Annotated in this window: 23 protein-coding genes; 13 read left to right on the top strand and 10 right to left on the bottom strand. The window is 68.8% G+C overall.

Annotation, left to right across the window (positions count from 1 at the left end):
- Position 1: 1 nt before the first annotated feature.
- Complete coding sequence (locus ASG28_RS02515; RefSeq protein ID WP_157485621.1) at positions 2–1,429, bottom strand: hypothetical protein; 1,428 nt, start codon at positions 1,427–1,429, stop codon at positions 2–4.
- A gap of 47 nt (positions 1,430–1,476) precedes the next feature.
- On the opposite strand from ASG28_RS02515, the gene ASG28_RS02510 reads away from it, so the two are divergent.
- From ASG28_RS02510 to ASG28_RS02500, 3 genes are read left to right on the top strand one after another with little or no spacing between them, the layout of a single operon-like run.
- A complete protein-coding gene (locus ASG28_RS02510; RefSeq protein WP_055971681.1) occupies positions 1,477–2,214 on the top strand; it encodes a glycosyltransferase family 2 protein in 738 nt (245 codons plus the stop codon).
- The gene (locus tag ASG28_RS02505) at positions 2,211–2,582 is read left to right on the top strand and encodes a DUF2304 domain-containing protein (protein ID WP_055971678.1); all 372 of its coding nucleotides are present in this window, start codon (positions 2,211–2,213) and stop codon (positions 2,580–2,582) included. Before ASG28_RS02510 ends, ASG28_RS02505 begins: the two co-directional genes overlap by 4 nt.
- Positions 2,582–3,601 (top strand): glycosyltransferase family 2 protein, encoded by a 1,020-nt coding sequence (locus ASG28_RS02500; RefSeq protein WP_055971676.1) that lies wholly within the window; start codon positions 2,582–2,584, stop codon positions 3,599–3,601. Before ASG28_RS02505 ends, ASG28_RS02500 begins: the two co-directional genes overlap by 1 nt.
- Before the next feature lie 40 nt (positions 3,602–3,641).
- On the opposite strand, the gene ASG28_RS02495 is transcribed toward ASG28_RS02500, so the two are convergent.
- The 3 genes from ASG28_RS02495 to ASG28_RS02485 are packed head-to-tail and all read right to left on the bottom strand — an operon-like array spanning position 3,642 to position 8,822.
- Positions 3,642–5,036, bottom strand: coding sequence for a hypothetical protein (locus ASG28_RS02495; RefSeq protein WP_055971673.1), 1,395 nt, complete (start codon positions 5,034–5,036; stop codon positions 3,642–3,644).
- Between the two features lie 7 nt (positions 5,037–5,043).
- On the bottom strand, positions 5,044–6,345 hold the full coding sequence (locus ASG28_RS02490) for a lipopolysaccharide biosynthesis protein (protein WP_055971670.1): 1,302 nt from the start codon (positions 6,343–6,345) through the stop codon (positions 5,044–5,046).
- Positions 6,330–8,822 (bottom strand): glycosyltransferase, encoded by a 2,493-nt coding sequence (locus ASG28_RS02485; protein WP_055971668.1) that lies wholly within the window; start codon positions 8,820–8,822, stop codon positions 6,330–6,332. Before ASG28_RS02485 ends, ASG28_RS02490 begins: the two co-directional genes overlap by 16 nt.
- Before the next feature lie 204 nt (positions 8,823–9,026).
- Between ASG28_RS02485 and ASG28_RS02480 the strand changes: the two genes are divergently transcribed.
- Positions 9,027–10,301 (top strand): glycosyltransferase family protein, encoded by a 1,275-nt coding sequence (locus ASG28_RS02480; RefSeq protein WP_157485620.1) that lies wholly within the window; start codon positions 9,027–9,029, stop codon positions 10,299–10,301.
- Between the two features lie 24 nt (positions 10,302–10,325).
- On the opposite strand, the gene ASG28_RS02475 is transcribed toward ASG28_RS02480, so the two are convergent.
- Positions 10,326–12,719 (bottom strand): hypothetical protein, encoded by a 2,394-nt coding sequence (locus tag ASG28_RS02475; protein ID WP_157485619.1) that lies wholly within the window; start codon positions 12,717–12,719, stop codon positions 10,326–10,328.
- Positions 12,719–13,297 (bottom strand): hypothetical protein, encoded by a 579-nt coding sequence (locus ASG28_RS02470; RefSeq protein ID WP_055971659.1) that lies wholly within the window; start codon positions 13,295–13,297, stop codon positions 12,719–12,721. Before ASG28_RS02470 ends, ASG28_RS02475 begins: the two co-directional genes overlap by 1 nt.
- A 178-nt stretch (positions 13,298–13,475) precedes the next feature.
- Here ASG28_RS02470 and ASG28_RS02465 point away from each other — a divergent pair, with 178 nt between their 5' ends.
- From ASG28_RS02465 to ASG28_RS02440, 6 genes are all read left to right on the top strand, one after another.
- Positions 13,476–14,378 carry an ABC transporter permease gene (locus tag ASG28_RS02465; RefSeq protein WP_055971656.1) on the top strand — a complete coding sequence of 301 codons (903 nt, stop codon included), beginning with the start codon at positions 13,476–13,478 and terminating at the stop codon, positions 14,376–14,378.
- 5 nt (positions 14,379–14,383) lie between these two features.
- A complete protein-coding gene (locus tag ASG28_RS02460) occupies positions 14,384–15,613 on the top strand; it encodes an ABC transporter ATP-binding protein (protein ID WP_055976748.1) in 1,230 nt (409 codons plus the stop codon).
- Complete coding sequence (locus tag ASG28_RS02455; protein WP_055971653.1) at positions 15,585–16,631, top strand: glycosyltransferase family 2 protein; 1,047 nt, start codon at positions 15,585–15,587, stop codon at positions 16,629–16,631. The genes ASG28_RS02460 and ASG28_RS02455 overlap by 29 nt, the downstream gene beginning before the upstream one ends.
- An 81-nt stretch (positions 16,632–16,712) precedes the next feature.
- On the top strand, positions 16,713–17,843 hold the full coding sequence (locus tag ASG28_RS02450; protein WP_055971650.1) for a glycosyltransferase family 4 protein: 1,131 nt from the start codon (positions 16,713–16,715) through the stop codon (positions 17,841–17,843).
- Positions 17,840–18,682 (top strand): glycosyltransferase family 2 protein, encoded by an 843-nt coding sequence (locus ASG28_RS02445; RefSeq protein ID WP_055971647.1) that lies wholly within the window; start codon positions 17,840–17,842, stop codon positions 18,680–18,682. Before ASG28_RS02450 ends, ASG28_RS02445 begins: the two co-directional genes overlap by 4 nt.
- Positions 18,679–19,656: a hypothetical protein gene (locus tag ASG28_RS02440; protein ID WP_157485617.1), complete on the top strand. Its 978-nt coding sequence runs from the start codon at positions 18,679–18,681 to the stop codon at positions 19,654–19,656. Before ASG28_RS02445 ends, ASG28_RS02440 begins: the two co-directional genes overlap by 4 nt.
- 82 nt (positions 19,657–19,738) lie before the next feature.
- Here ASG28_RS02440 and rfbA read toward each other — a convergent pair whose 3' ends face one another.
- The 4 genes from rfbA to ASG28_RS02420 are packed head-to-tail and all read right to left on the bottom strand — an operon-like array spanning position 19,739 to position 22,419.
- Positions 19,739–20,602 (bottom strand): glucose-1-phosphate thymidylyltransferase RfbA, encoded by an 864-nt coding sequence (gene rfbA / locus ASG28_RS02435; RefSeq protein WP_055971641.1) that lies wholly within the window; start codon positions 20,600–20,602, stop codon positions 19,739–19,741.
- Between the two features lies 1 nt (position 20,603).
- Complete coding sequence (locus tag ASG28_RS02430; protein ID WP_055971637.1) at positions 20,604–21,218, bottom strand: dTDP-4-dehydrorhamnose 3,5-epimerase family protein; 615 nt, start codon at positions 21,216–21,218, stop codon at positions 20,604–20,606.
- A 37-nt stretch (positions 21,219–21,255) separates the two neighbouring features.
- Entirely contained in the window at positions 21,256–21,486 is a 231-nt protein-coding gene (locus ASG28_RS02425) for a hypothetical protein (RefSeq protein WP_055971634.1), read from the bottom strand.
- A gap of 24 nt (positions 21,487–21,510) precedes the next feature.
- Complete coding sequence (locus ASG28_RS02420; protein ID WP_055971631.1) at positions 21,511–22,419, bottom strand: M15 family metallopeptidase; 909 nt, start codon at positions 22,417–22,419, stop codon at positions 21,511–21,513.
- 256 nt (positions 22,420–22,675) lie between these two features.
- Between ASG28_RS02420 and rfbB the strand changes: the two genes are divergently transcribed.
- Genes rfbB through ASG28_RS02405 form a run of 3 tightly spaced genes read left to right on the top strand, consistent with a single transcriptional unit; the run spans position 22,676 to position 25,663 of the window.
- Positions 22,676–23,659 carry a dTDP-glucose 4,6-dehydratase gene (gene rfbB, locus ASG28_RS02415; protein WP_055971628.1) on the top strand — a complete coding sequence of 328 codons (984 nt, stop codon included), beginning with the start codon at positions 22,676–22,678 and terminating at the stop codon, positions 23,657–23,659.
- Complete coding sequence (gene rfbD, locus ASG28_RS02410; RefSeq protein WP_055971625.1) at positions 23,659–24,549, top strand: dTDP-4-dehydrorhamnose reductase; 891 nt, start codon at positions 23,659–23,661, stop codon at positions 24,547–24,549. The genes rfbB and rfbD overlap by 1 nt, the downstream gene beginning before the upstream one ends.
- A complete protein-coding gene (locus ASG28_RS02405) occupies positions 24,524–25,663 on the top strand; it encodes a glycosyltransferase family 4 protein (RefSeq protein WP_055971622.1) in 1,140 nt (379 codons plus the stop codon). The genes rfbD and ASG28_RS02405 overlap by 26 nt, the downstream gene beginning before the upstream one ends.
- The last annotated feature ends 75 nt before the right edge of the window (positions 25,664–25,738 follow it).

Below are 25,738 nucleotides of genomic sequence, written 5' to 3'. Positions count from 1 at the left end.
TTCAGGGAACCTCGTCGACGACCTCGCACGACAGGAGGGCACCCCAGCCCGCCGGAGCCCCGGCCACGTCGGCGACCTCCGCCCCGTCGTCGCAGACGTCCTCGGCGACCCCCAACGATCCCTCCCACCGAGGTCCGTCGGCGCGCACCGTGTCCGGGCCGACGAACCAGGCCGCCGCGACGATCGCGAGAGCGACGAGGGCGGCCGCACCCGCCGCCCGAAGACGTCGTCGTGTCGAGAGGAGCAGCGCGTCGACGGCGCACAGCACGACGACGAGGAGGAACATCGACGGCACCACCGCATAGCGCGTCAGCCCGAGCTCCGACACCCGCCCGGGGTCGGCGAACCAGAACTTCGTGTCGGGACCGTGGTTCACCACGACGTCGAGGGTCCAGAGGCCGACCGACGCGACCGCCGCCACGGAGGCGAGGACCATCCGTTCGGGAGCCACCGAACCGGATGCGTCGTCGTCCGACCGGCGAACGGTCGAGCGTCCGACGGACCGGATCACGACCAGCGCCGACGCCACGAACGGAACGGCCGCGACCAGGACCACGGACCATCCGGCACCGTCGAGCAGTCCGCCCATCGTGGAGGCGGAGGGTACCCAGGTACCGAGGACGACGGACGTCAGGTAGCCCAGGACGACCTGCGGCACCGTCGAGGCGGCACCGGGGGCGTCCGCTCGCGGCGTGAGCGCTGAGACGACGACCTGGACGACGAGCGCCGCGCCGAGGACGGCCACGGGCACGAGATCCCGGCGCGTGGGAGCGGGCCGACGGCGGAGGAGCCGCGCCAGGACGACGAGCGGGACGAGGAGGACGGCCTGGATCTCGGTCAGGCCGACGAGCAGCGCCGCGACGGCGGCGAGCACGGTGGCGGTCGTGCTCCGGTACCGATGCAGCAGGAGGAACGGGGTGAGCCACAGCAGGTACCAGTGCAGGTTGGCGAGGTTGCCCGCCACCTCGAGCGGCCCGAGCGGCACGAGGACCGTCACGGCCGCGAGCGCGAGCCGGACGGCATTCGACGGCACGAGACCGCGCGAGCAGGACCAGACCCCGGCGGCGACGACGCCAGCCACCAGACAGGCGAGGACCGTGACGCCCGACGCGAGGCCACCGACGGGCAGCCACGACCACGCGAGATCGGCCACGACGCGGGGCACGAGGTGCAGGTAGCCGTCGTACGGGACGAACCAGGTCTCGAAAGGACCGCCGGCCGCTCGCTGCTGGACGAACACCCGCCCGTCCTCGGCCCAGAGGGTGTCGCGGGCCGCCGGCGGCAACCGCAGCCAGGCCACGAGGGCTGCGACGGCGGCGATCGCGACCACGCCCAGGACGCCTCCACCTCGGCGCGCAAGAAGACCGGGCCGCCCACCCGAAGCGGGCGTCGCCCCACGGGTCCCGGGGGTCGGGGTCGAGGTCGTCATGGGCCCATTGTGCCGGTCGGGGCCCGACCTGTTGGCACCATCGGACCATGTCATCGGCCCTGGCGCAGACTCTCATCGTCATGCCCGCGTACAACGAAGAGGACGTCGTCGCCGACGTGGTCACCGAGGTCTTCGACAAGCTGCCCGGCGTCACCGTCCTCGTCGTGAACGACGGCTCGCGGGACGACACGGTCGCCCGCGCGCGATCCGCGGGAGCGACCGTGCTCGACCTCCCGTTCAACCTGGGGGTCGGCGGAGCCATGCGCACCGGCTTCAAGTACGCACGGCAACACGGGTTCCGGTACGTCGTCCAGGTCGACTCCGACGGGCAGCACGACCCGGCCGGGGTGCCGCTCATCCTCGACGCCCTGGCATCCGTCGACGTGGCCATCGGTGCCCGCTTCGCCGGCGAGGGCGACTACCAGGTCACGGGCCCGCGCCGATGGGCGATGGTCGTGCTGGCGGCGGTCATCGGTCGCATCGCGCGGACGAAGCTGACCGACACGACCTCCGGGTTCCGCGGCGCCGGGCCCCGGGCGATCGAGATCTTCGCCCGGCACTATCCCGCCGAGTACCTGGGTGACACCGTCGAGTCCCTCGTGCTGGCGGCACGGGCCGGTTGCTCCATCACCCAGGTGCCCGTCTCGATGCGCCCCCGGGCCGGCGGCACCCCGTCCCACAACCCCGTGAAGGCCGCCGTCTACCTCGGACGGGCCGGTCTCGCCCTGATCATCGCCCTGTGGCGGCCTCCGCTCGCCCTCAGCGTGGAGGCCCCGACCCCATGAGCGTCACCACCTACGTCTTCGGCATCGTGTCGGCCGTGCTCGTGCTCTACGTCGTCTTCGAGATGCTCCGTCGTCGACGCGTGCGCGAACGCCACGCCCTGTGGTGGATCTTCGCCGGCGTGCTCGCGCTCGTCGTGGCCGTCTTCCCGGGCATCCTGACCGGGGCCGCTGCAGCCCTCGGCATCACCGCCCCGACCAACCTCGGTTTCTTCCTCAGCACGATCATCCTGTTCCTGGTCTCGGTGCAGCACAGCGCCGAACTCACGGTGCTCGAAGACAAGACCCGCACCCTGGCCGAGGACGTGGCCCTGCACGACGAACGTCTCCGGCGCCTCGAACGCTCCGTCCACCGGGCGGATCAGGCCTGATGGGTCTTCCCCGCGTGACCGTGGTCACCCTCGCCTACGGCGACGAGCCGGTCCTGCACGACTCCGTGTCGTCGGTCCTCGCCTCCACGGGCGTCGACGTCGACGTCGTGTTGGTCGACAACGGGTGCACCAGCGATGCGGTCTCGACGCTGCCCGCCGACCCGCGCCTCCGGGTCGTCACGCCCTCGGAGAACCTCGGGTTCGCCGGTGGGGTGAACTTCGGGGCACGACTGGCCGAGGGCGAATTCCTCTCGCTCGTCAACAGCGACGCCGAGGTGCGGCCCGACACCCTGGCCAAGCTGGTCGCCGTCGCGTCCCGACCCGAGGTCGGCATCGCGAGCGGAAGCATCCGCCTGGCCTCCGACCCCGAGGTGATGAACTCCGCCGGCAACCCCGTCCACGTCGTGGGGCTCAGCTGGGCGGGCGGGCTCGACGAACCCGCCGCGCACCACGCCGAGGAGGCGCAGGTCGCGTCCGCATCGGGTGCCGGCCTGGTCCTCTCCCGCGACCTCTGGCTGCGCCTCCGCGGGTTCGCCGACGAGTACTTCGCCTACCACGAGGACGTCGACCTGAGCTGGCGGACCTGGCAGCAGGGGCTGCAGGTCGTCTACGTGCCCGACGCCGTCGTTCTGCACCACTACGAGTTCAGCCGGAACGCGCTCAAGATGTACCTGCTCGAGAAGAACCGTCAGATCTTTCTGCGGACGGCCTACGGCCCTCGACTCCGAGCGCTGACGTGGCTGCCCGCCACGGCACTCGACGTCGCCATGCGCGTGGTCGCTCGCGCGCAGGGGTGGTCGGACGAGAACGCGCGGGCCCACCGTTGGATCAAGGACAACTCGTCGTGGTTGCGGGAGCGACGCACGTGGGTGCAACAGGTGCGGACCACGTCCGATCGCGACCTCGTGCCGCTGCTCACGGCGACGCTGGATCAGCAGGTGTTCCCGCTGCCCCGCGGCGCAGGCGTGCTCCAGACCGCGATGCGCACCTACTGGGCCGTCGCGCGCCGACTCGTCTGACGTCGGACGTCGGCTCGACGCATTCGGCCGTCCCCGGACGTCAGCTGCCGAGCAGCGATGCGACGAAGATCGGTGCGGCGACGACGGTCAAGACGACGCCGACGCGCCTGTTCCGACTGAGCAGGATTCCCGCGCAGAGCAGGAAGGCGGGCAGCATGGAGATGCCGTACCGCACCGGGAGGGTGAAGTAGAACCCGCTGACCGCCATCACGCCGACGGCGAGGAGCGGCCCGGCGATGAGCGCCATGACGAGTGCCGCCCACGAGACGAAGCGTTCGGGGCTACCGGGACGCGCGGTGACGACGAGCCCCACCACCCCGGCGATGGAAAGCCACGACACGGCGGTCGCGGCGACGACGAGGGCGATGGAGTTCGCCACCCCGGTGGGGTCCTGGGACGTGCCGCCCAGGAACTTGAGACTCTCTTGGATGGCCGACTTGATCGAGAAAGTCTGGGAGACGCCCTGGTCCGGTGACGGTCCGCTCGAGGCGGTCGCCCGGATGACGACCCAGACGGCCTGTCCCGCCACCGACGCGACGACGGCCACGACGGCGGCGATGGTGGATCGGCTGAGCGACCCCGCCACGAACCAGGGGCGACCACCCGGCGACTCCGAGGCGTCGCGGCGAGCCCGGGCGAGGGACCACACCAGCAGTGCCAGCGCGGTCAGACCGACGGCCGCCACGTTCTGCACCTTGAACAAGACACCGGCGACCGCGATCACGACGAAAGCGACGTGCCCGGAACGGCCGGTCATGATGCGGAGCGCCGTGTAGAGCAGCCCCGCCCCGACCGCGAGCGAGGGCGCGTCGGTGCTGAGGTAGGTCGAGGACCAATAGGCCGCAGGTGTCGCGATCAGGAGGGCCCCGATCCCCACGGCGACCCAACGACCCACCGACAGCAGCCGCATGGACGCGTAGAGCAGCACCATGCCGAGCGCCAGCCAGAGTCCGCCCACCAGGGTCGCGGCGTCGAGGAGGCCCACCCCGAACCAGGTCAGCGGTTGCGCGGCGACCCAGGTGGTCGCGAAGTAGAGCGGTGTGTAGATGTCGGCACTCGTGACGCCCTCCATCGGGAAGGCGTCGTCGGCCTCATCTCCGGCCTCGACCTCGGAACACAAGGCCGGGTTGGGATCGAGCGCCAGGCGGACGCCGTTGCAGGCGATGGCCTCGCGCGCGAACTCCCCGGTCTCTTCCCCCTGGGTGACGATGAGTTGAGTCGGCACCTTGCCCAGGTAGTCGACGTACACCCACTCGTCGATCGGCGACATGGCCGTGTTCTGGGGAGCGTGGACCAGCACCATCACGAAGGACAGCAACACGAGCACGACCGGGCCGACGAGACGGGTGAGACGGGACCGGACGGAATGCGGCGGGAGGGGGTCGACAGTGCCCCGTCGGAAGGTGGCGTCGGGATCGGCGCTGATGTCTGACACGGGGTTCCTACTCGTCGTTAACGGGATCGCTCGCATGCCCCGGCGTCGTGGGAGCAGACTCGACCACGGGGCCACCCCGGCCGCGGCCCGGGACTCGGAGGTTCAGGACGACCATCGCGACGAGATTGACCGACGACCCTACGAGGAAGCCCAAACTACCAGCCTGGACGCCGAGGGACGGGCCGGACACGACGATGACCGCCAGACCTCCGACGAAACCCGAGATGGACGCGAGAGCCACCTGGCGCGACCGGCCGGCGGCCAGAAGGAGCGCCGCGGGCACCAAGGCGATGGTGAAGACGAACACTCCGAGCATCAGGAACTGCAGCAGGGGCACCGCCTCGACGCCGACGGCCGGATAGAACAGCGGCAGATAGATCGGGGCCAGGGCGGCGACGACGCCGAACCCGAGAGCCATGACGCCTGCCAGCCCGATCACGAGCCCTGCCGTCCGGCGGTCCCGGAGGGAGGCACCGTCGCTGCGATGGGCGAAGGCCGGGATGACGATCTGGCTGATGGCCTGACCCAGCATCGACGCCGGCGTGGCGAGGGTGAAGGCCGCGGCGTAGACCCCCGCCTGGACGCCGGGGCCGTAGTACTGGGCTGCGAGCATGGCCAGTTGCAGCAGACCGTTCGTGGTCAGACCGGCCAGGACGTTCCACGCCGCGAACGACAGCACGCCGTCGACACCGCCCGTCGCCGGCTGACCGGGTCCGGACCGAGGCCAGTTCACGACGGCGAAGACCGTGTACGCGACCGAGAGGGGCACGAGAGCCCACGCCGGGTCTCCGACCACGGCGACGACCGCCACCAACCCCAAGCTGAGCGCCGCCGTGAGACCGTCCCAGAGCGCGACGCGAGCGGCACGGTGACGACCGAGTTGGACCCCTCGGGTGTACGCGTAGACGCCGTACCCGGCCACGAGCCAGGCCGCCGACAGGGCGACCCCCAACCCGTTGCCGAGCACGAGCGCCATCGGGACGGCCGCCAGAGCCAGGGCTGCCGTCGAGGCAGCCATCGAGCGATCCAACAACCGGGCGAGCGGCCTGGTCCCGGCCTTCTCGTGGGCCGCGACGGCGAAGAACCGCGAGGCCGCGGTACCGGCTGCCGTCGGCCACAGGAGGGCGGCGAAGATCGAGAGCGAGAGCAGGGCACTCGCGTGCCCGAGAGCCTCAGTGCCGAACACCCGGCCGAGCACGACGGTGTACGCCAGGCGCGAGACGCCCTGGACGACGATGCCCGCCGTCGACAAGACCGCCGACGAGGCCAGTGCGCTCGACCGGGCGGACGTCGTCAGCGGTTCTCCCACCGGGTGCGCACCTTCGACACGACTCCCCCGACGCCCTCCACTCGGTAGTAGTGGTAGACCCGTCCCAGATCGTGACGGAGGCCGTACTGCTTGCGTCGGTTGCGGACCTGCACCTTCGCATGGGTCAGGGCGGTGTGGTCGGGTTCGCCGGAGCCGCCCTTCTTGTCGGCCGCGCGCACGGGCTCGCGGACGAACTCGACCAGGGGCGCGAGGACGTTCTCCCAGGTGAACCCCTCGCGTACACGCTTGACGTTCGCCACGTGGCGGCGTCGGGCCGAGTCGTCGAAGAGGACCGACTCGAGGGCGTTCGCCAGTCCGTCGACGTCGCGTTCGCTGACGACCATGCCGAGGTCTTCCTTGGCGACGAGCTCGGCGAACGAGTCGCCGTCGGTCGTCACGATCGGCAGCTCGGCCCAGAGGTAGTCGAGGATGCGGGTGCGGAACGAGAACGTGGTCTCGAGATGCTCGTAGTGCGTCGAGACGCCTGCGTCCGCCTCGCGCAGGTAGGCCCCCCGATCGTCGTAGGGAATCCAGGACTCGTTGAAGAACACGTGGACCCCGGTGAGTCCGAGCTCGTCGGCCACGGCACGGACCTTCGCGACGATGTCCATCTCGGGTACGTCGGGGTTCGGGTGCTGCACGCCCATGAAGAAGAGCTTGACCTCGGGACGGCGCCCGGCCAGCTCACCGATGGCCCGCACCAGCGTGATCGGGTCGAACCAGTCGTAGATGCCCCCGCCCCAGACGACGAGCTTGTCGTCGACACCGATCCCGGGAAGGACCCCCTTGACCACGGCGCGGTCGTGGCGCGGAGGGGTCGACGACAGCCCGAACGGCACGACACCGATGAGGCTGCGCAACTCGGGGTCGCGCGAGTAGGTGCGGGCGTTGACCCGGCCCGATCCCGCGAGCTGACCGAGCCAGAAGAGGCGCTGACGCTCGGAGGCGCAGATGAAGTAGTCGCCGAGCTCGAGTTGGTGGTTCAGGGTGTCGGCGGCGTCGAGGATCTGACGGTCCCACGCCTCGACGTCGGTGCTCCGACCCTGCTCGAGCTGTTCGAGGTGGAGCGGATCGTAGACGTCGACGACCAGCACCTTCCGGGTCGACTCGAGCACGGGGAACAGCCGCAGGGCGTGCCCCTGGACGATGATCACGTCGGCCCAGGCCTCGTGCTCGACCATCTGCCTGGGGTGACGGTGGGGAACCGTCACGACCTCGAAGCTGTCGTCGATCGACGTCGAACGAGTCATGCTGACCACGCGGACGTCGTGTTCGAGTGCGAGCTCGCGCGCCATGTTGGTGGCCCGGATGGCAGGACCCGCCATCTTCGCTCCGATGGAGTCACCTGTGACGATCAACACCCGTCGGCGCTTGACGACCTCGAGCACGTCGAGGGACGCGACGATCTTGTCGTATCCGGCCAGATAGCTCTCGATCGGGTAGGCCGGCTCGTCGCGGTTGCCGAACAGGTCGAGCAACTGCCGATCGTCCCTGACCCGCGACGCCTGGATCTCCCGTCTCGATTCGGTGAGCGACGGCAGCATCTCGACGAACTGGTCGATCCCGTAGATGCCCGCCATGCCTTTCTTGGGCACCGGTCGGGTCTCGACGGAATCGTCGCCCGGGTTGCGCAGGTCGAGCTCGGTGGAATCGAGTTCACTGCGACCGACGGCACGCCGGACCACGAGAGCCAGCGCGCCGGGCAGGGCCTTGTCGAGCTGCTCTTGCCCGAGGTTCTTGTACAGCGTGAACAGGGCGTTCCGTTCGAGCAGGTAGGTCTCGCGGAAGTCACCGAACTTGTTCATCGACGCGTGGTGTTTGTGGAACGCGACCGACCGCGGTTGGTAGCGGAACCGCCACCCGAGCAGGTTGAGACGCCATCCGAGATCGACGTCGTCGTAGAACATGAAGTAGCGGTCGTCGAACCCGCCCAGCTGGTCGAAGAGGTCCGCGCGGATGAACATGGCGGCACCCGTGCCGAAGAGGACGTCTTTCTCGACCTCCCAGGCACCCGTGTCGGGGCCACCGGCATGGGGTTTGTAGCCCATGCCGTACCACGTCATGGCCGCTTCGGTGAAGTCGACGTTGACGCCCTCCCAGTCCAGCACCTTGCTGGCGACGGCTCCGATGTCGGCGCCGGCGGCGAAGGTGTCCATCGCCGCGCGGATCCACGAGACGTCAGGCCGGGCGTCGTTGTTGAGGAACGCGACGATCTCGCCCGAAGAACGTTCGACTCCGAGGTTGCAGCCGCCGGTGAAGCCCAGGTTGCCGCCGGACTCGACGAGCGTGAAGTCGAGGGACGACGCCTTGAGGCGTGCGACGTGATCCGCCCCGGAGTCGTTGTCGACCACGATGATCTCGAGCTTGTCGGCCGGCCAGTCCTGGGCGGCGAGACCCTCGATGCTCGTGAGCGTGTCGTCGGTGCCCTTGTAGTTGACGAGGACGACGGAGACGACCCCCGGTTTGCGGTCTTTCATGGATTCCCTTCGTCGGCGCGACATCGCCCGGCGCGTGGGCGACGAGGGCGCAGACAGCGCCACGGCAGGTCGATCCTACATTCCCCGGGAGAGACGGCCTCGCCCGGCGCGGCCCGGCGAGCCTGCGCGGAACTCGCCACAGGTAGAGTGACCACCGTCGTCATCGAAGCGATCGCCTCGATGCCCCCTACCCCACCCGAGAGCATGACCGTCACGACAGAGCAGCCGACCCCGACGCCGGACATCTCCGCGCACTACCGTTCACTCACCTCGGGAGAGCGTGCCGTCGGGCCTCGCGGGACGATCATGTTCTGTGTCTCGACGGCCGATCTCTCAGAAGGCAAGGGAGACCTCTACGTGGCCGCCGGCCTCGCGTCCGCCCTCTCGGCCGAGGGGTGGGGAGTCAGCTTCTGGCCTGCCGAGCGGTGGCACGAAGAACCGCCCGTCGCGACGGACGTGGCCGTCGTGATGATCGAGTCGTTCGTCCCCGGGCTGCTCCCGCCGTCGACCGCGACCATCGCCTGGGTCCGGAACTGGACCGCGTCCTGGGCGAGACTCCCCTATCTCACCGAGTTCGACGGAGTGTGGGCCTCTTCCGGTCTCGCGTCAGAACACCTCGAGGCACGTTTCGGGCGCCCCGTCCCGGTCGTACCGATCGGAGTCGACGACGCACTCTTCGTCGATCCGGGAGTCGAACGCGACTTGCCGATCGTGACCACCGCCAACTTCTGGGGCGTCGAGCGGCGCCTCCGTGCCGTGCTCGACGATCTGAGCGACACACACCCCGTCGTGTGGTTCGGAGCGAACGGCGCGCATCTCGAACGATCTCCGCGCATCGACCACAGAGACCGTGTGGACTTCTTCGACCTGCCGGGGGTGTACGGCCGCAGCCAGCTGGTCGTCGACGACGTGATCGATCCTGCTGCCGAGTTCGGCAGCCAGAACAGCCGCATCTTCGAGGCACTGTCGACCGGAACGCCCGTGACGACCAACACGAGTGCCGGCCTCGCCGAACTCGGGCTCGCACACCTCCCTGTGTTCGACGACGCGGATTCCCTCCGGCAGATCGTCGAACGGTTCATCGACCCGTCGCCAGAGCAGGGGCACGAAGTCGCCGAGTGGACACGTCTGGTCCGCGACCGTCACTCCTATGCCGCACGCGCCCGATCCGTCGCTCCTCTCCTCGACGAGGCCATCGCCGGTGCCCGTGGCCGATCCTCGCGTTCCGAGATGCTCCGCTGGATCACGGTGAAGCAAGAGGAGCTCCGACACGCCTCGCGCGAACGCGACGGGCACCTGATCACGGTGCGACGCCTCGAACGAGAGGCCGAGGCCTTGGCCGACACGATCGGCGCCCTGCAGGGCAGGCTGGCCGAGACGGTCGGCCCCCTCGAGGAACTGCGCGAACTCAAGGGCAGCCGGGCCTACACGCTGCTCGAGCGATACCGCTCCGTCGCCTCCCGGGCACGCGGCCGCTGAGCCTTTCGCACCAGCCCCGTCCCGTCATCTGACGGTGACGGTCGCGCAGGCAGCCCGATTCTCGCCCGGGCCGACGTTGATGGCGAAGGCGCACAACTCGTGGGTGCCCGCGCGCAGCCCGGGAACCGACACGTCGAACTGGTGGTTGGCGCCGTACGGAGGGTAAGTCGTGGCGAGTGAAGGCTTCGCCACGTCGGCCGTGACCTTCGTCGTCAGGATGCCGTCGACGTAGACGTGCACACGCAAGGCCTCGACGGAGTCGGGGTCGATCGTCCACCCTCGGAGGCGCGCCGTTCCCACCGCAGGAGACGATGCCTCGTCGAGGAGGATGGCCGGGGCACCGCTCACGGCCCGAACGGACGAGCACGCGACCGTGTTGGCGCCGACGCCCACGTTGATCGCGTAGAAGCAGATCTGGTGGGTGCCCGGACCGACGCCCGCGAGAGTGGTCGAGAAAGCATGACCCGCTCCGTATCCGGGGAAGGCGGTCGCGAGGGATTCCTTGGAGACGTCGGCCGAGAACTTCGTGTTGAGCACTCCGTCGACGTAGACGTGGACGCGGACGGGATCGACCGTGTCGGGATCGACGGACCAGCCCCGGACGAGCACCTGGCCGAGATCGGTGGCCCGAACCTCGTCCAGGTACAACGCGGGCGGACCCTGCGGTCCGACCACGTTCACGCAGCCACCCGCGTTCTCACCGGGGCCCTGGTTGATGGCGTAGACGCAGACTTGGCGAGTACCGCTGGCGACACCCGTGAGGCTCGCGGTGAAGGCGTGCCGAGCACCGTAGCCGGGGAACGCCGTCGCGAGCGAAGCCTTCTCGACGTCGGCCGTCAGCTTCGTCGTGAGGACTCCGTCGAGGTAGACGTGAACGCGGACCGGATCGACGGTGTCGGGGTCGAGGGCCCAGCCCCGCAATGTGACGACCCCCGGCGAAGTCGATGACGCCTGGTCGAGGTAGATCTGCGGTGAGCCCGACGGTATCTGGACGGTCGAACAGCCGAGGCGGGTGTCCTGACCCGAGCCGACGTTCGTGATGGTGGTGCAGACGCTGTGCGCACCCGGAGCGACGCCCGTGGCCGTGAGGGTGAAGGCGTGTCTGCTGCCCCACCCCGGGTAGACCGCGGGAAGGCTCGGCTTGTCGACATCGGCCCGAGCGGTAGCGACCTCACGGCCGTCGACGCTCAGACGGACCGTGACGGGGTCGACGACGTCGGGGTCGATGGCCCACCCACGCACGGCGATGGTCGCGGGCGAGGCGGAGACCTGGTCGATGTAGCCGAACGGGGACCCGGAAGCCACGGTGAACGAGCGGCACTCGAGCAAGGTGTTGCCCCCGGCCATGACGTTGATGGCGATCGCACAGATGCTGTGGGCCCCGGGAGCGACGCCGGTGATGATCTTGGAGAACCCGTGGCGCGTGTTCGACGCGCCGAGGGTCGGCGCCAGATGCGGATAGTCGATGTCGGCCGTAGCGCTGGTCACCCCCTGACCGTCGATGTAGAAGTCGACGCGGATGGCCCCGGTGGTGTCGGGATCGACCGCCCAGCCGCTGATGGCGACCTGTCGGAACCCTGCGGTGGCCGCGTCGACGTAGCCGAACGGGTTCGTCCCGCCGGTCGTGGACCCGAACCAGTCGGTGTAGAGGCGGAAGAAGTTGCGGTTGCCGTACGCCGAGCAGGAGTCACCGGTGCCGTACATGTTGTTGAGGGCAGCCGCGTTCGGCGTGTACGGCGTGTAGATGTACAGCGAGGCCGTGGCCTGGTTCTGGATGTACACGGGCTTCGTGCCGCAGGAGGCGTTGGGGTGGTAGAAGATGTTGTTCGTACGGCCCGCCTGGTAGCTCCACGACGTGGGCGTCGCCGCGTAACGCTTGAACTGCAGCGCGGCGCCGTAGACCTGGTTGAAGAACCCGTAGTACTGGGCGTCGCAGGCGGCCGTGTCGGGGCACCCGAACCCGGTCGCCGAGCGGTACATGTACGCCGTGGGCGCGGAGGACGTGACGATTCCCTGCTCTTTCTCGAGCAGGACGAGCAGGACCTTGGGGCTGATGCCGCAGACCTGCGAGACGTTGTAGATGATGCGGGCGGCCGATTGCCCCGCGCCTCCGGGGTAGGTGCCGCAACGCTGGCCGCTGTCCTGGCGCGTCGTGGTGTCCATGGAGTAGTTCCTCAGACAGGTGGGACCCGAGGTCGCGCGACAGGTGGGGACCTGTTGGTTCAGGAACGACTGGATGCTGTCGAGCGACATCGATTGGGCGTCGTAGAAGTTCTTGTCGCTGATGATGTTGCCGGCGTCGAAGTCGGCGCCCGACGCGGCTTCGGCCCGATCAGGGGCTGCTGCCACGGAGAACGCCGTCAGGGCGGAGGCCGCCAACGCGAAGGCCACCAGGGGGGCCAGCCACTTCTTCATCATCAGGGCACCTCGATTTGCTGGGGATCTGAAGCGACGGACTCGTTGCCCACCACGTAGCGAATGGTCACGCTCCACGAACCCGACGACAGTTCTGAGCGGGGGACGGAGAATTGCCCGCAGTCGACACTCGACGCGGAGGCCTGCGGGGTGCTCGTTCGCTGGACGGTCACCGAGCCTCGCGTCACCACGAGTCGACAGGTGCCGTCGGGATCGAGCTGCCCGCTGACCACGCCGCCGACTTCGAGCCGCGACTCGGCGGCGTTCCACGAAGCGAACGTGACCAAGGGCGAGGCCGGATAGTCCGCGGGGTCGGGATCGACCGCCGGCTCGGTGCTCGTCGCCTGAGGGAAGGGCTGCCCCGCGATGCCGGTGGTCGGTGCGGCGCCGGGTTCATCGCCGTTCGGCGTCGGCGTCGGCGTCGACGTCACCGGGCCGGTGGACACACTCGCCGAGGCGGTGGGCCGCACCGTGGGCCCCGAGTCGTCTCCCGTGGCTGTGCAGGCGGCCAGCCCCAGGACGACGACCGCACCGAAGGCGGCGGAAGCGAGGACGGAGCCACGGCGTTGGTCGTGGGGCATTGTTGTGACCTGTCTGATCAAGAGGTTGGAATCCACCGTAACCCAGCCTCCCGTCAGGTTCGGCGATCGACTCGTCATCGTTATCTGACGAGTGCGGCCCCGGCCTCGTGAGGCCGACACTGCGAAACGGCACGGCGGTTATGCTTGCCCAGTCCATTTCCGCCGACCGGATCGCGTGATGACCTCCAATTCCCGTATCGAAGCCCTCTCCCACGAACCACTCGTGGTGATCGGGGCTCCCGCAAAGGCGTTCCGCGGCACCGGCAAGTCCCTCCGCGACATCGTGGGCCAGCGCGAAATGCTCTCGCTGCTCGTCCGCCGTGATCTCAAGGCCCGTTACAAGGACAGCGCTCTCGGATTCGTCTGGTCACTCGTCCGCCCGTTGACCCAGCTGCTCATCTACTACGTGGTACTCGGTCAGTTCCTCGGGGCGGCTCGAGGCATCCCCGACTTCGCGATCTACGTCTTCACAGGGCTGACGGCCTACACGTTGTTCAGTGAGATCGTGGCCGGGTCGACCAGCTCGATCGTCGGCAACAGCGGTCTGATCAAGAAGGTCTACATCCCACGCGAAGTGTTCCCCCTCGCCAGCGTGGGCGCCGCTCTCTTCAACTTCTGCATCCAGTTCGGCATCCTGCTGGCGGCCACCCTCGTCCTCGGCAAGTTCCCCCTCACCTCGGAGCTGGTCTACCTCGTCCCGGCCCTGCTGGTGATCGTCGTGTACGGCACCGCACTCGGACTGGTCCTCTCCGCGCTCAACGTGTACCTCCGCGACGTGCAGTACCTCATCGACGTGGGGCTCATGGTCCTCTTGTGGGCCTCACCCATCGTCTACGCCTGGTCGCAGGCCAAGTCCGTCCTCGGTGACGGGTTGCTGTTGCAGCTCTACACCGACAACCCCCTGACCCTCTCGGTGCTGTCGTTGCAAAGAGCGATCTGGACCGCCGGCCACGACAGCGTCGTGTACCCGGAGCACCTGATGCTCCGCCTGCTCATCGCGCTCGCCGTGGGGCTGGTCCTCCTCTTCGGCGCGCAACGCGTCTTCTCCCGCCTCCAGGGCAACTTCGCCCAAGAACTGTGAGCACCATGACCACGGACGACATCCTCAGCACCCCGCCACGCCCCGCCACCGACGCCCCGGACGTCATCGTCGTCGAGGGGGTCTCCAAGCGGTTCACGGTCCGGAAGGACAACTCCCTCAAGGAGCGACTCGTGACCCTGGGCAAGATGGGCCGACGACACCGCCAGGACTTCTGGGCGCTGAACAGCGTCGACGTCACGATCAAGGCCGGTACCACGGTCGGTCTGATCGGGCAGAACGGCTCGGGCAAGAGCACGTTGTTGAAGGCCATCGGAGGCATCATCCAGCCCACCACCGGCACCGTCTCGCGTCGCGGGCGCCTCGCCGCGCTCCTCGAGCTCGGCGCCGGCTTCCACCCCGACCTCACCGGTCGCGAGAACGTCTTCCTGAATGCCGCCCTGCTCGGCCTCACGCGCCAGGAGACCGAGGCCCGCTTCGACGACATCCTGACCTTCTCGGGCATCGGCGATTTCATCGACACACAGGTGAAGTTCTACTCGTCGGGCATGTACGTCCGTCTCGCCTTCGCCGTGGCCGTGCACACCGACCCCGACGTCCTGCTGGTCGACGAGGTCCTGGCCGTCGGCGACGAGGCGTTCCAGCGAAAATGCCTGGACAAGATCCGTTCGTTCCAGGCCGAAGGGCGAACGATCATCATCGTCACCCACTCGCTCGCCCAAGTGCAAGAGCTCTGCACCAGAGCCGTTTTCCTGAACAAGGGAACCGTCATGTTCGACGGTGATCCGAACGACGCCGTCGCCCTCTTCCGGGACCTCCTGGAGGATCGGCGTCAGACCGAGGCCGAAGCCGCTCACGACCCCCTCGTCGGCTCCGGCCACGTGACGAGTGTCGTGGTGTCGGCCGCCGGTCGCGGCGAGGGCACCAAGGTGCTGCCCGGAGACGACCTCGAGGTCACGATGGAGTTCGAGCACGCCACCGGCATGGACGAGTGGATCGCTGCCTTGCAGATCAACAGCGCGTCCGGCCAGGTCGTCTACGGCACGACGAGCACTCGCATGGGCATCGACCTACCACCGCTCCTGGGCACGCGGCGCCTGCGTTTCGTCCTGAAGGACGTCGCGTTCGGCGAGGGCAAGTACTTCGTCAACGCGTCCCTGATGGACCCTCGAGGCGTCCACGTCCACGACCTGCCGCAGGGTGCCTCCTTCGACGTCCCCGCCTACGCGCTGGCCGTGGGCACCGTCCATGCCGAGCCCGAGCTCGTCCAGCTCTGAGCCGACGACGCTCGTCGTCGTCGTCAACTGGAACAACGCAGCGCTCACTGCACGCTGTGTCGAGGCCCTCGACTCCCAGGTCGGCGGTACCGACTTCGACCTGATCGTCGTGGACAACGGCTCGGAGGACGACTCGGTCGAACGCCTACGGCCCGCTCTCGGAAGCCGGCTTCTGGCGCTCGGGCACAACGGCGGTTTCGGGGCCGGGGTGAACGCAGCGATCCGTGCCCGCAGGGCTGACCGGTACATCCTGGTGAACAACGACGCGGTACCCGCACCTCGTTTCGTGGCCGAACTCACGGCCGCCGCCGACCGGGCGTCCGATCACGTGGCAGCGTTCACGGCGCGTCTCGAGCTCGAGGGACGATTCGTCCCGGCACCCGTCGACGACGCCGCTCCCGACGACTTCGTGGCAGCCGACGGGTCGCGGTGGAGGCGGGCCGATGAGGGCGCCGTGCTGGTCAACTCGACCGGTGGCGTCCTCGATGCGTCGGGCAACGGCCAGGACCGTGACTGGCTCAGCCCAGCTGAGAGGTCTGGTGGTTCGAGGGTCTTCGGTTTCTCGGGTGGCGGCGCGCTGCTCCGAGCACAGGCCCTCGACCGGGTCGGCTTGTTCGACGAATCGCTCTTCATGTACTACGAGGACACCGAGCTGAGTTGGCGCCTGGCGGAGCACGGCTTCGTCGTCGAGCACGTCCCCGAGGCCGTGCTGGTCCACCGCCACTCGGCCTCCTCGGGGACGTCGTCCTGGGTCTTCCTCTTCCACAACACCCGAAACCGGATCAAGGTCGCCGTCTGGCACGCCTCGGCCCCCACCGTGGTGCGCGCGGTGCTCCGAACGCTGGTGCGGGTCGTTCGATCGCCGCGTGACACGTCCGCGGCCGCCGTCCGGTCCGGGTACTTCGCGGCCCTCCGCGACCTGCCGTCCGACCTCCGACGACGTCGTCGGTTCACCCGACAGGCGACGCACGGCCGTCGTGAGATCGACACCCGGACAGGTCTCCGGCGTACGCCCTGAGCCCTGCCGACTGCATGTCGAGCGGGACCACGAGACTATGCTTGTCGACGGTCCATCGAGTCGATCAGGGAAGGGCGGCGTGTGCCACACATCTCCGTTCTCGTCGACGGCACGGCCATGCCGTCCGCTCTGGGAGGCGTCGGCCGCTACGTCGAGGGCCTTTCGGGCGCGCTGGCCGACCTCGACGTCGACCTGACGATCGTGGTGCGTCCCGAACACGTCGCGCACATGCGTGAGGTCGCGGCCGGCGCACGGGTCGTCGCCGCACCCGGGTGGACCACCCGCACGCCCCTGCGGTTCCTCTGGGAACAGACCGGACTGCCCCTGCTCGCCCGGCGTCTCGGCGTCGACGTCGTCCACTCGACGCACTACACCTTTCCGGTCCTGCGCAGACAAGGCTCCGTGGTCACGTTGCACGACGCCACGTTCTTCAGCGATCCCCAGTGGCACTCGACGATCAAGAGGCTCTTCTTCACCGCGTGGACGAGGGCCGCGCTGCGTTCGGGGCGACCGTGCGTGGTTCCGAGCGACGCGAGTGCCCACGAATTCCTGCGTCACGTCAGCCGGTGCCGCTCGACCGTGACGACGACTCCCTTGGGGGTCGACTTCACGGTCTTCCATCCCCCCACTGACGCAGAGACCGCCTCGTTCCGGGCTTCCCTGGGTCTCGAGCCAGACCACCGCTGGATCGCGTTCCTCGGCACGATCGAGCCCCGCAAGAACGTCGGAGCCCTCGTGCGGGCGCACGAGCGCCTCCGCGGCGAATCCGCCGACGTCCCGTTCTTGCTGGTCTCCGGTGCACGCGGCTGGGACACCGATGCTCTCACCGCCCTCGACGACCAACCTCCAGGAGGCGCGGTGCGTGAACTCGGGTACCTGCCGGTCGACGAGCTCCGCAGTCTCCTCGGCGGCGCGGAGGTCGTCGTCTACCCCAGCCTCGGCGAGGGCTTCGGCCTCCCCGTGCTCGAGGCCCTGGCCTGCGGTGCCTGCGTCCTGACCACGGACAGGCTCTCGCTACCCGAGGTCGCGGGCGACGCGGCCGCTTACACGGAGCCCGACGAGGACTCCCTGGTCGAGGCCCTTCGGACCCTCCTGGCCGATGCGGACCGTCGCGCCTCCCTCCGCGGTCGTGCCGTTCCCCGGGCCGGCCGTTTCACCTGGCTGGCGACCGCCGAGGCCAGCCTCCCGGCGTATGACGAGGCGGCCTCATGACGCCCCGGGTGGCCGTGGTGACCGTCACCTACAACACAGGCGAGACGCTCCGTCCTCTTCTGGCGAGCATCCCCCGGGCCAGCTCAGACCCGGTCGTGACCGTGGTGAGCGACAACGGCTCGAGCGATGTCGACCTCGTCCGGTCCATCTCGCAAGAGAACGGCGCCTCGTTCGTCGTCTCGGGCCGGAACCTGGGTTACGGGGGCGGTGTGCGGCACGGTCTCTCGACCGTCACGGACCCGGTCGAGTTCGTCCTGGTCACCAACCCTGACGTCGTCCTCGGCGACGGGGCCATCGACCGTCTCGTCGAGGCCGCAGAACGGCTACCCCGAGCGGGCTCACTCGGACCCAAGATCGTCGACGAGACGGGCGTCGTCTATCCGTCGGCTCGGCGTCTTCCGTCGTTGCGGACCGGCATCGGTCATGCGGCCTTCTCCCGGCTCTGGCCGGGCAACCCCTGGAGCCAGTCCTACTGGGCCGCCCGAGAGACCGCGGTCGAACGCACGGCCGGGTGGCTGTCCGGAGCCTGCGTGCTCGTCCGACGATCCGCCTTCGACGAGATCGGGGGCTTCGACGAGGGCTACTTCATGTACTTCGAGGACGTCGATCTGGGGGCGCGGCTCGGACGTGCCGGGTGGGACAACGTCTTCGTCCCGACTGCCGTGGTGATGCACAGCGGAGCCCATTCGACCTCCGGCAGTGCCAAGACGATGGAACGGGTTCACCACGACAGCGCCTACCGGTACCTGTCCCGTCGCTACCGTGGGCCGCTCCTCGGGCCGCTTCGAGCGGCGCTGAAGGTCGGACTACGAGTCCGTAGCTGGTGGGTCACCCGATGAGGCGCCCCTCCGTTCCGCAGGTTCGGGCCCGCCTTCGTCACGAGTCGAGGCGGCTGGCCCGGCGCGCGCTCGAGACCCTGGGCCAGGGTGAACGCCTCGACGTGTTCCTCGCCCGGCGCCGCGCGCTCCGTGCCCTCGCTCCCGGCGGCTGGCATCAGCGCCTCCTGACGCTGCTCGAGAGCGGCGTGGTCCTGTCGACCACCGGCCGTTGGGCCTCCGCCTCACGGGACTCCGTCCCGCTGGTGGTGTGTCTCTGGAATCGACCAGAACGCATCGACGACATCATCACGATGCTCGAGTCACTCGATCCGACACGACCCGTGCGGCTACTGCTCTGGAACAACGCGGTCGACGAACGCGACTCCTACGCCTGGTTGCAAGACCACGAACCCCGGGGGGCCCTGGCCAGCATCGACCTGGTGCACAGTGCCGCGAACATCGGTGGCCTCGCCCGCTTCGTGGCGGTCCGCTTGCTCCGCAACGCCGGCTACGAGGGCCCTGTCCTGATGCTCGACGACGACCAGGACGTCACGCCGTCGTTCGTGGTCGACCTGTTGGCCGACTACCAGCCTCGCAGCATCGTCGCCTGGTGGGCCTTCGACTTCGGTCCGTCGTACTGGGACCGGGTCCAGATCGATCCGGGTGATCGTGCGGACCACGGCGGGACCGGTGGAACCGTGCTCGATTCCTCGTTGGTCGACGACGACCGGTTCTTCCTGTCGCTCCCCGAGCGTTATGCCTTCCTCGAGGATCAGTGGATGTCCCATTACGCCCGTTCGCTCGGCTGGACGATCGTCAAGGCCGACACCGAGATAGGGTTCGTGCTCGAGCACAAGAATCAATACCACGGCCTGCACGAACGCAAGGACGAGTTCCACCGGCACCTGACGGACGGGACCGTCCCGACCGGTCGCCCCCTGCGCTCGTCGTCCCGCGGACGTCGCCGCGGTCGGTTCCACCGCGCCGGGTCCTGACCGACGAACCACCTGTGCGTCCTCGGAACCCACGAAGGCCCGCCCGCCCCAGGGGCGAACGAGCCTTCGTCGAGTGGTGGGGTCAGACCGACAGAAGACGTTGCAGGTAGACGCCGTAGCCGCTCTTGGCCAGGGGGGCCGCAAGGGCGGCCAGCTGCTCGTCGTCGATCCACCCGTTCCGCCAGGCGATCTCCTCGATGCAGCCGATCTTGTGCCCTTGGCGGTCTTCGATGACGCGCACGTACTCGGACGCCTGCATCATCGATTCGAACGTCCCCGTGTCGAGCCAGGCCGTGCCGCGGTCGAGGACCTGGACCTGGAGACGACCCGCGTCGAGGTACCGTTCGTTCACCGTCGAGATCTCGAGCTCGCCTCGCGCGCTCGGTTCGATCGTCTTGGCGATCTCGATGATCTCGTTGTCGTAGAAGTAGAGGCCCGGCACGGCGTAGTTGCTCTTCGGCGCCGCCGGCTTCTCCTCGATCGAGATGGCACGGAAGGCCTCGTCGAACTCGACGACTCCGTAGGCTTTGGGGTCGGCGACGTGGTACGCGAAGATCGTCGCCCCCTCGACATCGGCGTTCTTCTTGAGGTTCGAGCCGAGACCGACCCCGTGGAAGATGTTGTCGCCCAGGACGAGTGCAACGCTGTCAGAACCGATGAACTCCTCACCGATGATGAAGGCCTGGGCCAGCCCGTCGGGTGAGGGCTGCACGGCGTACTGGATGTCCATCCCGAATTGTGACCCGTCGCCGAGCAGTGCGCGGAACTGCTCGTTGTACTCGGGGGTGGTGATGACCAGGACCTCGCGGATGCCCGCCATCATGAGCGTCGACAGGGGGTAGTAGACCATCGGTTTGTCGTAGATGGGCATGAGCTGCTTCGAGATGCCCTTGGTGATCGGCCAGAGACGCGTGCCAGACCCGCCTGCGAGGATGATGCCCTTCATGTCAGTTGCCCTCCTGCACGTCGAGCGACGCGTAGAAGGCCCGCATGTCGGACCAGGTCGGAAGGAGGCCCGCCGACACCGCCCCGGAGAGCGACGGAGCGGCGGTGTCCTTCGGGGAGAGCAGAGGTTCGCCAGCCGCTTCGGGGAAGACGAGGCCGATCTCGGGGTCGAGCGGGTTGATGCCGTGTTCGCGCTCGGCACGGAACGTGTCGGTGACCAGGTAGCTGACCGTCGCGTCGTCGGTCAGGGCGACGAAAGCGTGACCGAGCCCCTCGGCGATGTAGATGGCACGGCGGTCGACGTCGTCGAGCAGGACCGTGTCCCACTGGCCGAAGGTCTCGGACCCGACACGGATGTCGATGACGTAGTCGAGGACGGCGCCGTGGGTGACGGTGACGTACTTCGCCTGGCCCCGCGGGACGTCGGCGAAGTGGATGCCCCGAACGACACCCTTCTTCGACACCGACGTGTTCGCCTGTCGCAGATCGACGGAGTGGCCGACCACGTCGGCGAGGGCGTCGAATCGGTACCACTCGAGGAACACGCCACGGTCGTCGCCGAACTGCTTCGGCGTGATCTCGTAGCTGTCTGGGATCTTCAGTTCGCGGATCTGCACGCCGGAAGTGTACCAACCGACGGCGCGCGACCTCGGATCAGCGTCGCGAGTAGTCGGCCCCGGTCTTCAACTCGGACCGTGGGATCGACAACGAGGCGAGGATGTCGTAGAAGCCGGCGGCGTTGATGTTGCGCGGAGCCATGCCGACGGCGCGGAGGGCGACGACGGTGGGCTCGGTCGTCACGTGGCGCAGCATGCGCGGCGCGACGACGCACACGTAGCCGCGTCCGACCTCGGGAAGGGTGTCGTAGCAGTGAAGGACGATCATGGTTTTCCTCTCAAGGGACGGGCGTCAAGCCCGCCAGTAATCCGCGTCCGTGACGACGGCGGACCGGGGGATGGACAGAGCGTCGACCAGGAGTTCGAAGTGGCTGCGGGAGATGGCGTCGAAATAGGGCACGCCGATGGCCCGGAAGGCGTTGACCTTCTCGATGGTCGTGAAATGACGGAGGAAGCGGAAGCCGAGGACGCAGGTGTAGCTCGTTCCGACGCCCGGCATGGCCTCGGGCACACGGAGGGCGATCAGACCGGAGTCGTTCTGGACGGCGTTGGCAGGCCCCGTGTACGCGGAGACGAAGTCGAAGTGCCATGGTTCGGGTCGGGAGAACGTGTTGCCCGTGGGGCTCCAGCCGAACGACGGCGCGTTCGCGTCCATCCATCGCTTCGCGCTCGAACCCGACGTCTCCACTCCGGAGCCGAAGTCGCAGGAGATCCCCCAGCCGTGGTTGCTCGTCCCCGGATAGGCCGCGAGGTTCCCGGTGCCGGCCTGGTACCTGTTCCAGTAGTCGACCTGCCGATCGTAGGAGCGGTAGCCCTCCGTGATCCGGAGAGGCCGTCCGACGGCGCTCTGGAAGGCGAGTCCGAGCCCGAAGAACTGACGGGCCGCGTCGTCACGCAGGAACCCGCTGCCGGCGACCGACGCCGGCACGAGCTCCAGCATCGAGGCAGGGATGCGCCCGTTGGATTGGCCACCCCAGGCGGACAGTGCCGCCTGCGCCACGGCCTCCTCGACCGTGTCGACGCCGACGGTCGCCTCGGCGAGGAGCAAGGCCGCCCGGGCCGAACGGGGACGTAGACCGTCCGCCGCACCCACTGCGACGGCCGCTGCGCCGACGGCTCCGGCATAGGCCAGCAGTCGACGGCGGTCGAGGACGGACGCGCCGGCGGGCAGACTTCTGGAGTCGGAGTCGTCGAGGGGCATGCGAAGACGTTCGCACGAGAGTCGCCGACGGTCCAGACCTTTCTCCCCGGGTCGTGTCGTCCCCCGAGCTCTGTACCCCGGTTTTCCGGTCCTCCTGAGGAACGCCTCCCCCCACGACTGGGGGCAGTCGACGGGCCGGGTCGATCCACCCGCCGTCGGTGACCGCCACGGCCGGGGGCCGCCCGGTCCTCCCGGAGGCGAGCGACCCGTCCGATAAGATGGATCGACCGCCTGCGATCGACCCCAAGGGACCACTGTGAAAATCCTCGTCACCGGTGGAGCCGGCTTCATCGGCTCCAACTTCGTCCGCCGCACGCTCGAAGACGCCTACCCGGGCCTCGAGGGGGCCGAGGTCGTCGTCCTCGACGCTCTCACCTACTCGGGCAACGAGGCCAACCTGGTGAGCGTCGCCGACTCCCCCCGCTACACGTTCGTCAAGGGCGACATCCGTGACGGCGCCCTGCTCGACACGCTCTTCCCCGAGGTCGACGCCGTCGTCCACTTCGCCGCGGAGTCGCATGTCGACCGCTCGGTCCGCGACGCGTCGATCTTCGTCGAGACCAACGTGCTCGGCACCCAGCAGCTGCTCGACGCCGCCCTGCGCAACGACCTGAAGCGCTTCGTCCACGTGTCGACCGACGAGGTCTACGGCTCCATCGCCGAGGGTTCGTGGGCCGAGGACCGCCCGCTCGAGCCGAACTCGCCCTACTCCGCCTCGAAGGCCGGCAGCGACCTGCTCGCCCGCAGCTACCACCGCACGCACGGGCTGAACGTCTCGATCACTCGCTGCAGCAACAACTACGGCCCGTACCACTTCCCGGAGAAGGTCATCCCGCTCTTCGTCACGAACCTCATCGACGACGTGCACGTCCCGCTCTACGGCGAGGGCAACAACATCCGCGACTGGCTGCACGTCGACGACCACACGCGCGGCATCGCGATGGTGCTCGTCAACGGCCGCGCGGGCGAGATCTACAACATCGGCGGCGGCACCGAGCTCACCAACAAAGAGCTCACCGAGATGCTGCTCGAGGCCACCGGCAAGGATTGGTCCTACGTCGACCGCGTCCAGGACCGTCTGGGCCACGACCTGCGGTACTCCGTCGACATCTCCAAGATCCGCGACGAGCTCGGCTACGAGCCCCAGGTCCCCTTCGAGAAGGGCCTCGCCGACGTCGTCCAGTGGTACCGCGACAACCGCGAATGGTGGCAGCCGCTCAAAGAGCGCGCCGCACTCTGATGGCCGCCGCCCAGAACTCCAAGTACCTCGTCACCGGGGCCCGGGGCATGCTCGGCACCGATCTCCTCGAAGCACTCTTCGGGCGTGACGTCACGGTGCTCGGCCGTGCCGACCTCGACGTGACCGATCGGGACGCCGTCTTCGCCGCCGTCCGGGGGCACGACGTCGTCATCAACGCCGCCGCCTACACCGCCGTCGACGCGGCCGAGACCGACGAAGAGGCCGCGCTGGCCGTGAACGGCACCGCTGCCGGCCTCCTGGCCGAGGCCACCGCCTCCGTCGGGGCGAAGCTCGTCCAGGTCTCGACCGACTACGTCTTCGACGGCGACGCCAGCGAGCCCTACCCCGAGGGCGCCCCGATCGCGCCGGTGAGCGCCTACGGCCGTACCAAGGCCGAGGGAGAGAGGCTCGCCCTCGCGGCCAACCCCGAGGGCACCTACGTCGTGCGCACGGCGTGGTTGTACGGCGCCCACGGAGGCAACTTCGCGAAGACCATGGTCAAGCTCGCGGCGTCACACGACACGGTCAAGGTCGTCGACGACCAACTGGGGCAGCCGACCTGGACGGCCGACCTCGCGGCGCAGATCGTCGCCTTGCTCGACTCCGACGCCCCGGCCGGCGTGTACCACGGCACCAACTCGGGCAGCGCGAGCTGGTTCGAGTTCGCCCAGGCGGTCTTCGAGGAGGCCGGCCTCGATCCTGCCCGCGTCCTGCCGACGGACAGCTCGGCCTTCGTCCGCCCCGCACCACGCCCGAGCTACAGCGTCCTCGGACACGACGCGTGGGCACGGGCCGGGCTGACGCCCATGCGTCCGTGGAGAGAAGCGCTGGCCGAGGCCGCGAACAGGGGAGTGTTGCAGACCGATGACCACGCTGCGAGTAGTCGTTGACCAGATCCTGGCTCCCATCCCCGGGGGCATCGGTCGGTACACCGAAGAACTGACCCGGGCCCTCGTCGAGACCGCTCCCCGCGGTTGCGAGGTCGAGGGGGTCGTGGCGGCCCATCCGCAGACCGACTACGACCGGTTGAGCGACCTACTGCCCGGCCTGTCCCACGTCTCCAAGTCACCACTCGGGCGCCGCGAGTTGGCACTGGCGTGGCAGGGCGGCGTCGTCGGCCTCCCCGGGCGCGGCATGGTCCACGCGACCAGCCTGTTCGCCCCCCTCTACCGGCACGACCGCGCACTCGACCCAGGAACACAGACGGTCGTCACCATCCACGACACCGTCCCGTGGACCCACCCCGAGACCCTCACCCCGCGCGGCGTCCGCTGGCACAAGGCCATGACCAAGCGCGCCTTCAAGCACGCCGACGGCGTCGTCGTGCCGACCCACAGCGTGGCCCGCGAACTGGCCGAGCTGTTCCCCTTCGGTGACCGCCTGCGTGTCATCGGTGGCGCCGTCAGCCCCAAGCTCGCCGTCCCTGCGGACGCCGACGAGGTCGCCGACGCTCTCGACCTGCCCGAGCGCTACGCCCTGAGCGTCGGCACGCTCGAACCGCGCAAAGGCATCGAGCCGCTGATCCAGGCTCTCGCACACCCCGACGCCCCCGACCTGCCGTTGCTGATCGTCGGGCCCGAGGGGTGGGGAGACGTCAAGGTCGCCGACCTGGTGGCCGCCGCCGGCTTGCCCGCCGACAAGGTCCGCACCATGGGCTTCGTGTCGGACGAACAACTGGCGGTGCTGCTGCAGCGGGCCTCGGTCTTCGTGTTCCCGAGTCTCGCCGAAGGATTCGGACTACCCGTCGTCGAAGCCTTCAGCCTGGGCACGCCCACCATCGTCTCGGACGCCCCCGCCCTGCTCGAGGTCGCGGCCGACGCGGCCGTCAGCGTGGCCCGGGAAGACGCCGCCGGCTACCCGGAGCGCCTCGCACAGGCCATGTTCCAGGTCGTCTCCGACGTCGAACTGTCGACGCGTCTCGGCATCGCCGGGATCGACCGTGCGCGCGCCTTCAGCTGGCGGGACTCGGCCGACAAGGTGTGGCAGCTCCACGCCGACCTCTGAGCCACCGGGCGGCCCGAGGGGCGACGCGAACGCCGCGCGGAGCCGCACCGCGCCTCCTCGTCCCGTCGGCGTGCG

Source organism: Frigoribacterium sp. Leaf415, assembly GCF_001424645.1.
GTDB lineage: Bacteria > Actinomycetota > Actinomycetes > Actinomycetales > Microbacteriaceae > Frigoribacterium.
The sequence above is the reverse complement of the archived record's forward strand: the minus strand, read 5'-3'. Positions and strand labels throughout refer to the sequence as shown.

Coding starts and splice junctions, on each gene's coding strand:
- ASG28_RS02455 (WP_055971653.1), top strand. CDS start 15,585: ATGCCGAGCCCGAGCTCGTCCAGCTCTGAGCCGACGACGCTCGTCGTC.
- ASG28_RS02485 (WP_055971668.1), bottom strand. CDS start 8,822: ATGAAAGACCGCAAACCGGGGGTCGTCTCCGTCGTCCTCGTCAACTAC.
- ASG28_RS02440 (WP_157485617.1), top strand. CDS start 18,679: ATGAGGCGCCCCTCCGTTCCGCAGGTTCGGGCCCGCCTTCGTCACGAG.
- ASG28_RS02515 (WP_157485621.1), bottom strand. CDS start 1,429: ATGACGACCTCGACCCCGACCCCCGGGACCCGTGGGGCGACGCCCGCT.
- ASG28_RS02500 (WP_055971676.1), top strand. CDS start 2,582: ATGGGTCTTCCCCGCGTGACCGTGGTCACCCTCGCCTACGGCGACGAG.
- ASG28_RS02510 (WP_055971681.1), top strand. CDS start 1,477: ATGTCATCGGCCCTGGCGCAGACTCTCATCGTCATGCCCGCGTACAAC.
- ASG28_RS02425 (WP_055971634.1), bottom strand. CDS start 21,486: ATGATCGTCCTTCACTGCTACGACACCCTTCCCGAGGTCGGACGCGGC.
- ASG28_RS02405 (WP_055971622.1), top strand. CDS start 24,524: ATGACCACGCTGCGAGTAGTCGTTGACCAGATCCTGGCTCCCATCCCC.
- ASG28_RS02505 (WP_055971678.1), top strand. CDS start 2,211: ATGAGCGTCACCACCTACGTCTTCGGCATCGTGTCGGCCGTGCTCGTG.
- ASG28_RS02480 (WP_157485620.1), top strand. CDS start 9,027: ATGACCGTCACGACAGAGCAGCCGACCCCGACGCCGGACATCTCCGCG.
- ASG28_RS02460 (WP_055976748.1), top strand. CDS start 14,384: ATGACCACGGACGACATCCTCAGCACCCCGCCACGCCCCGCCACCGAC.
- ASG28_RS02445 (WP_055971647.1), top strand. CDS start 17,840: ATGACGCCCCGGGTGGCCGTGGTGACCGTCACCTACAACACAGGCGAG.
- rfbD (WP_055971625.1), top strand. CDS start 23,659: ATGGCCGCCGCCCAGAACTCCAAGTACCTCGTCACCGGGGCCCGGGGC.
- rfbA (WP_055971641.1), bottom strand. CDS start 20,602: ATGAAGGGCATCATCCTCGCAGGCGGGTCTGGCACGCGTCTCTGGCCG.
- ASG28_RS02475 (WP_157485619.1), bottom strand. CDS start 12,719: ATGATGAAGAAGTGGCTGGCCCCCCTGGTGGCCTTCGCGTTGGCGGCC.
- ASG28_RS02470 (WP_055971659.1), bottom strand. CDS start 13,297: ATGCCCCACGACCAACGCCGTGGCTCCGTCCTCGCTTCCGCCGCCTTC.
- ASG28_RS02465 (WP_055971656.1), top strand. CDS start 13,476: ATGACCTCCAATTCCCGTATCGAAGCCCTCTCCCACGAACCACTCGTG.
- ASG28_RS02420 (WP_055971631.1), bottom strand. CDS start 22,419: ATGCCCCTCGACGACTCCGACTCCAGAAGTCTGCCCGCCGGCGCGTCC.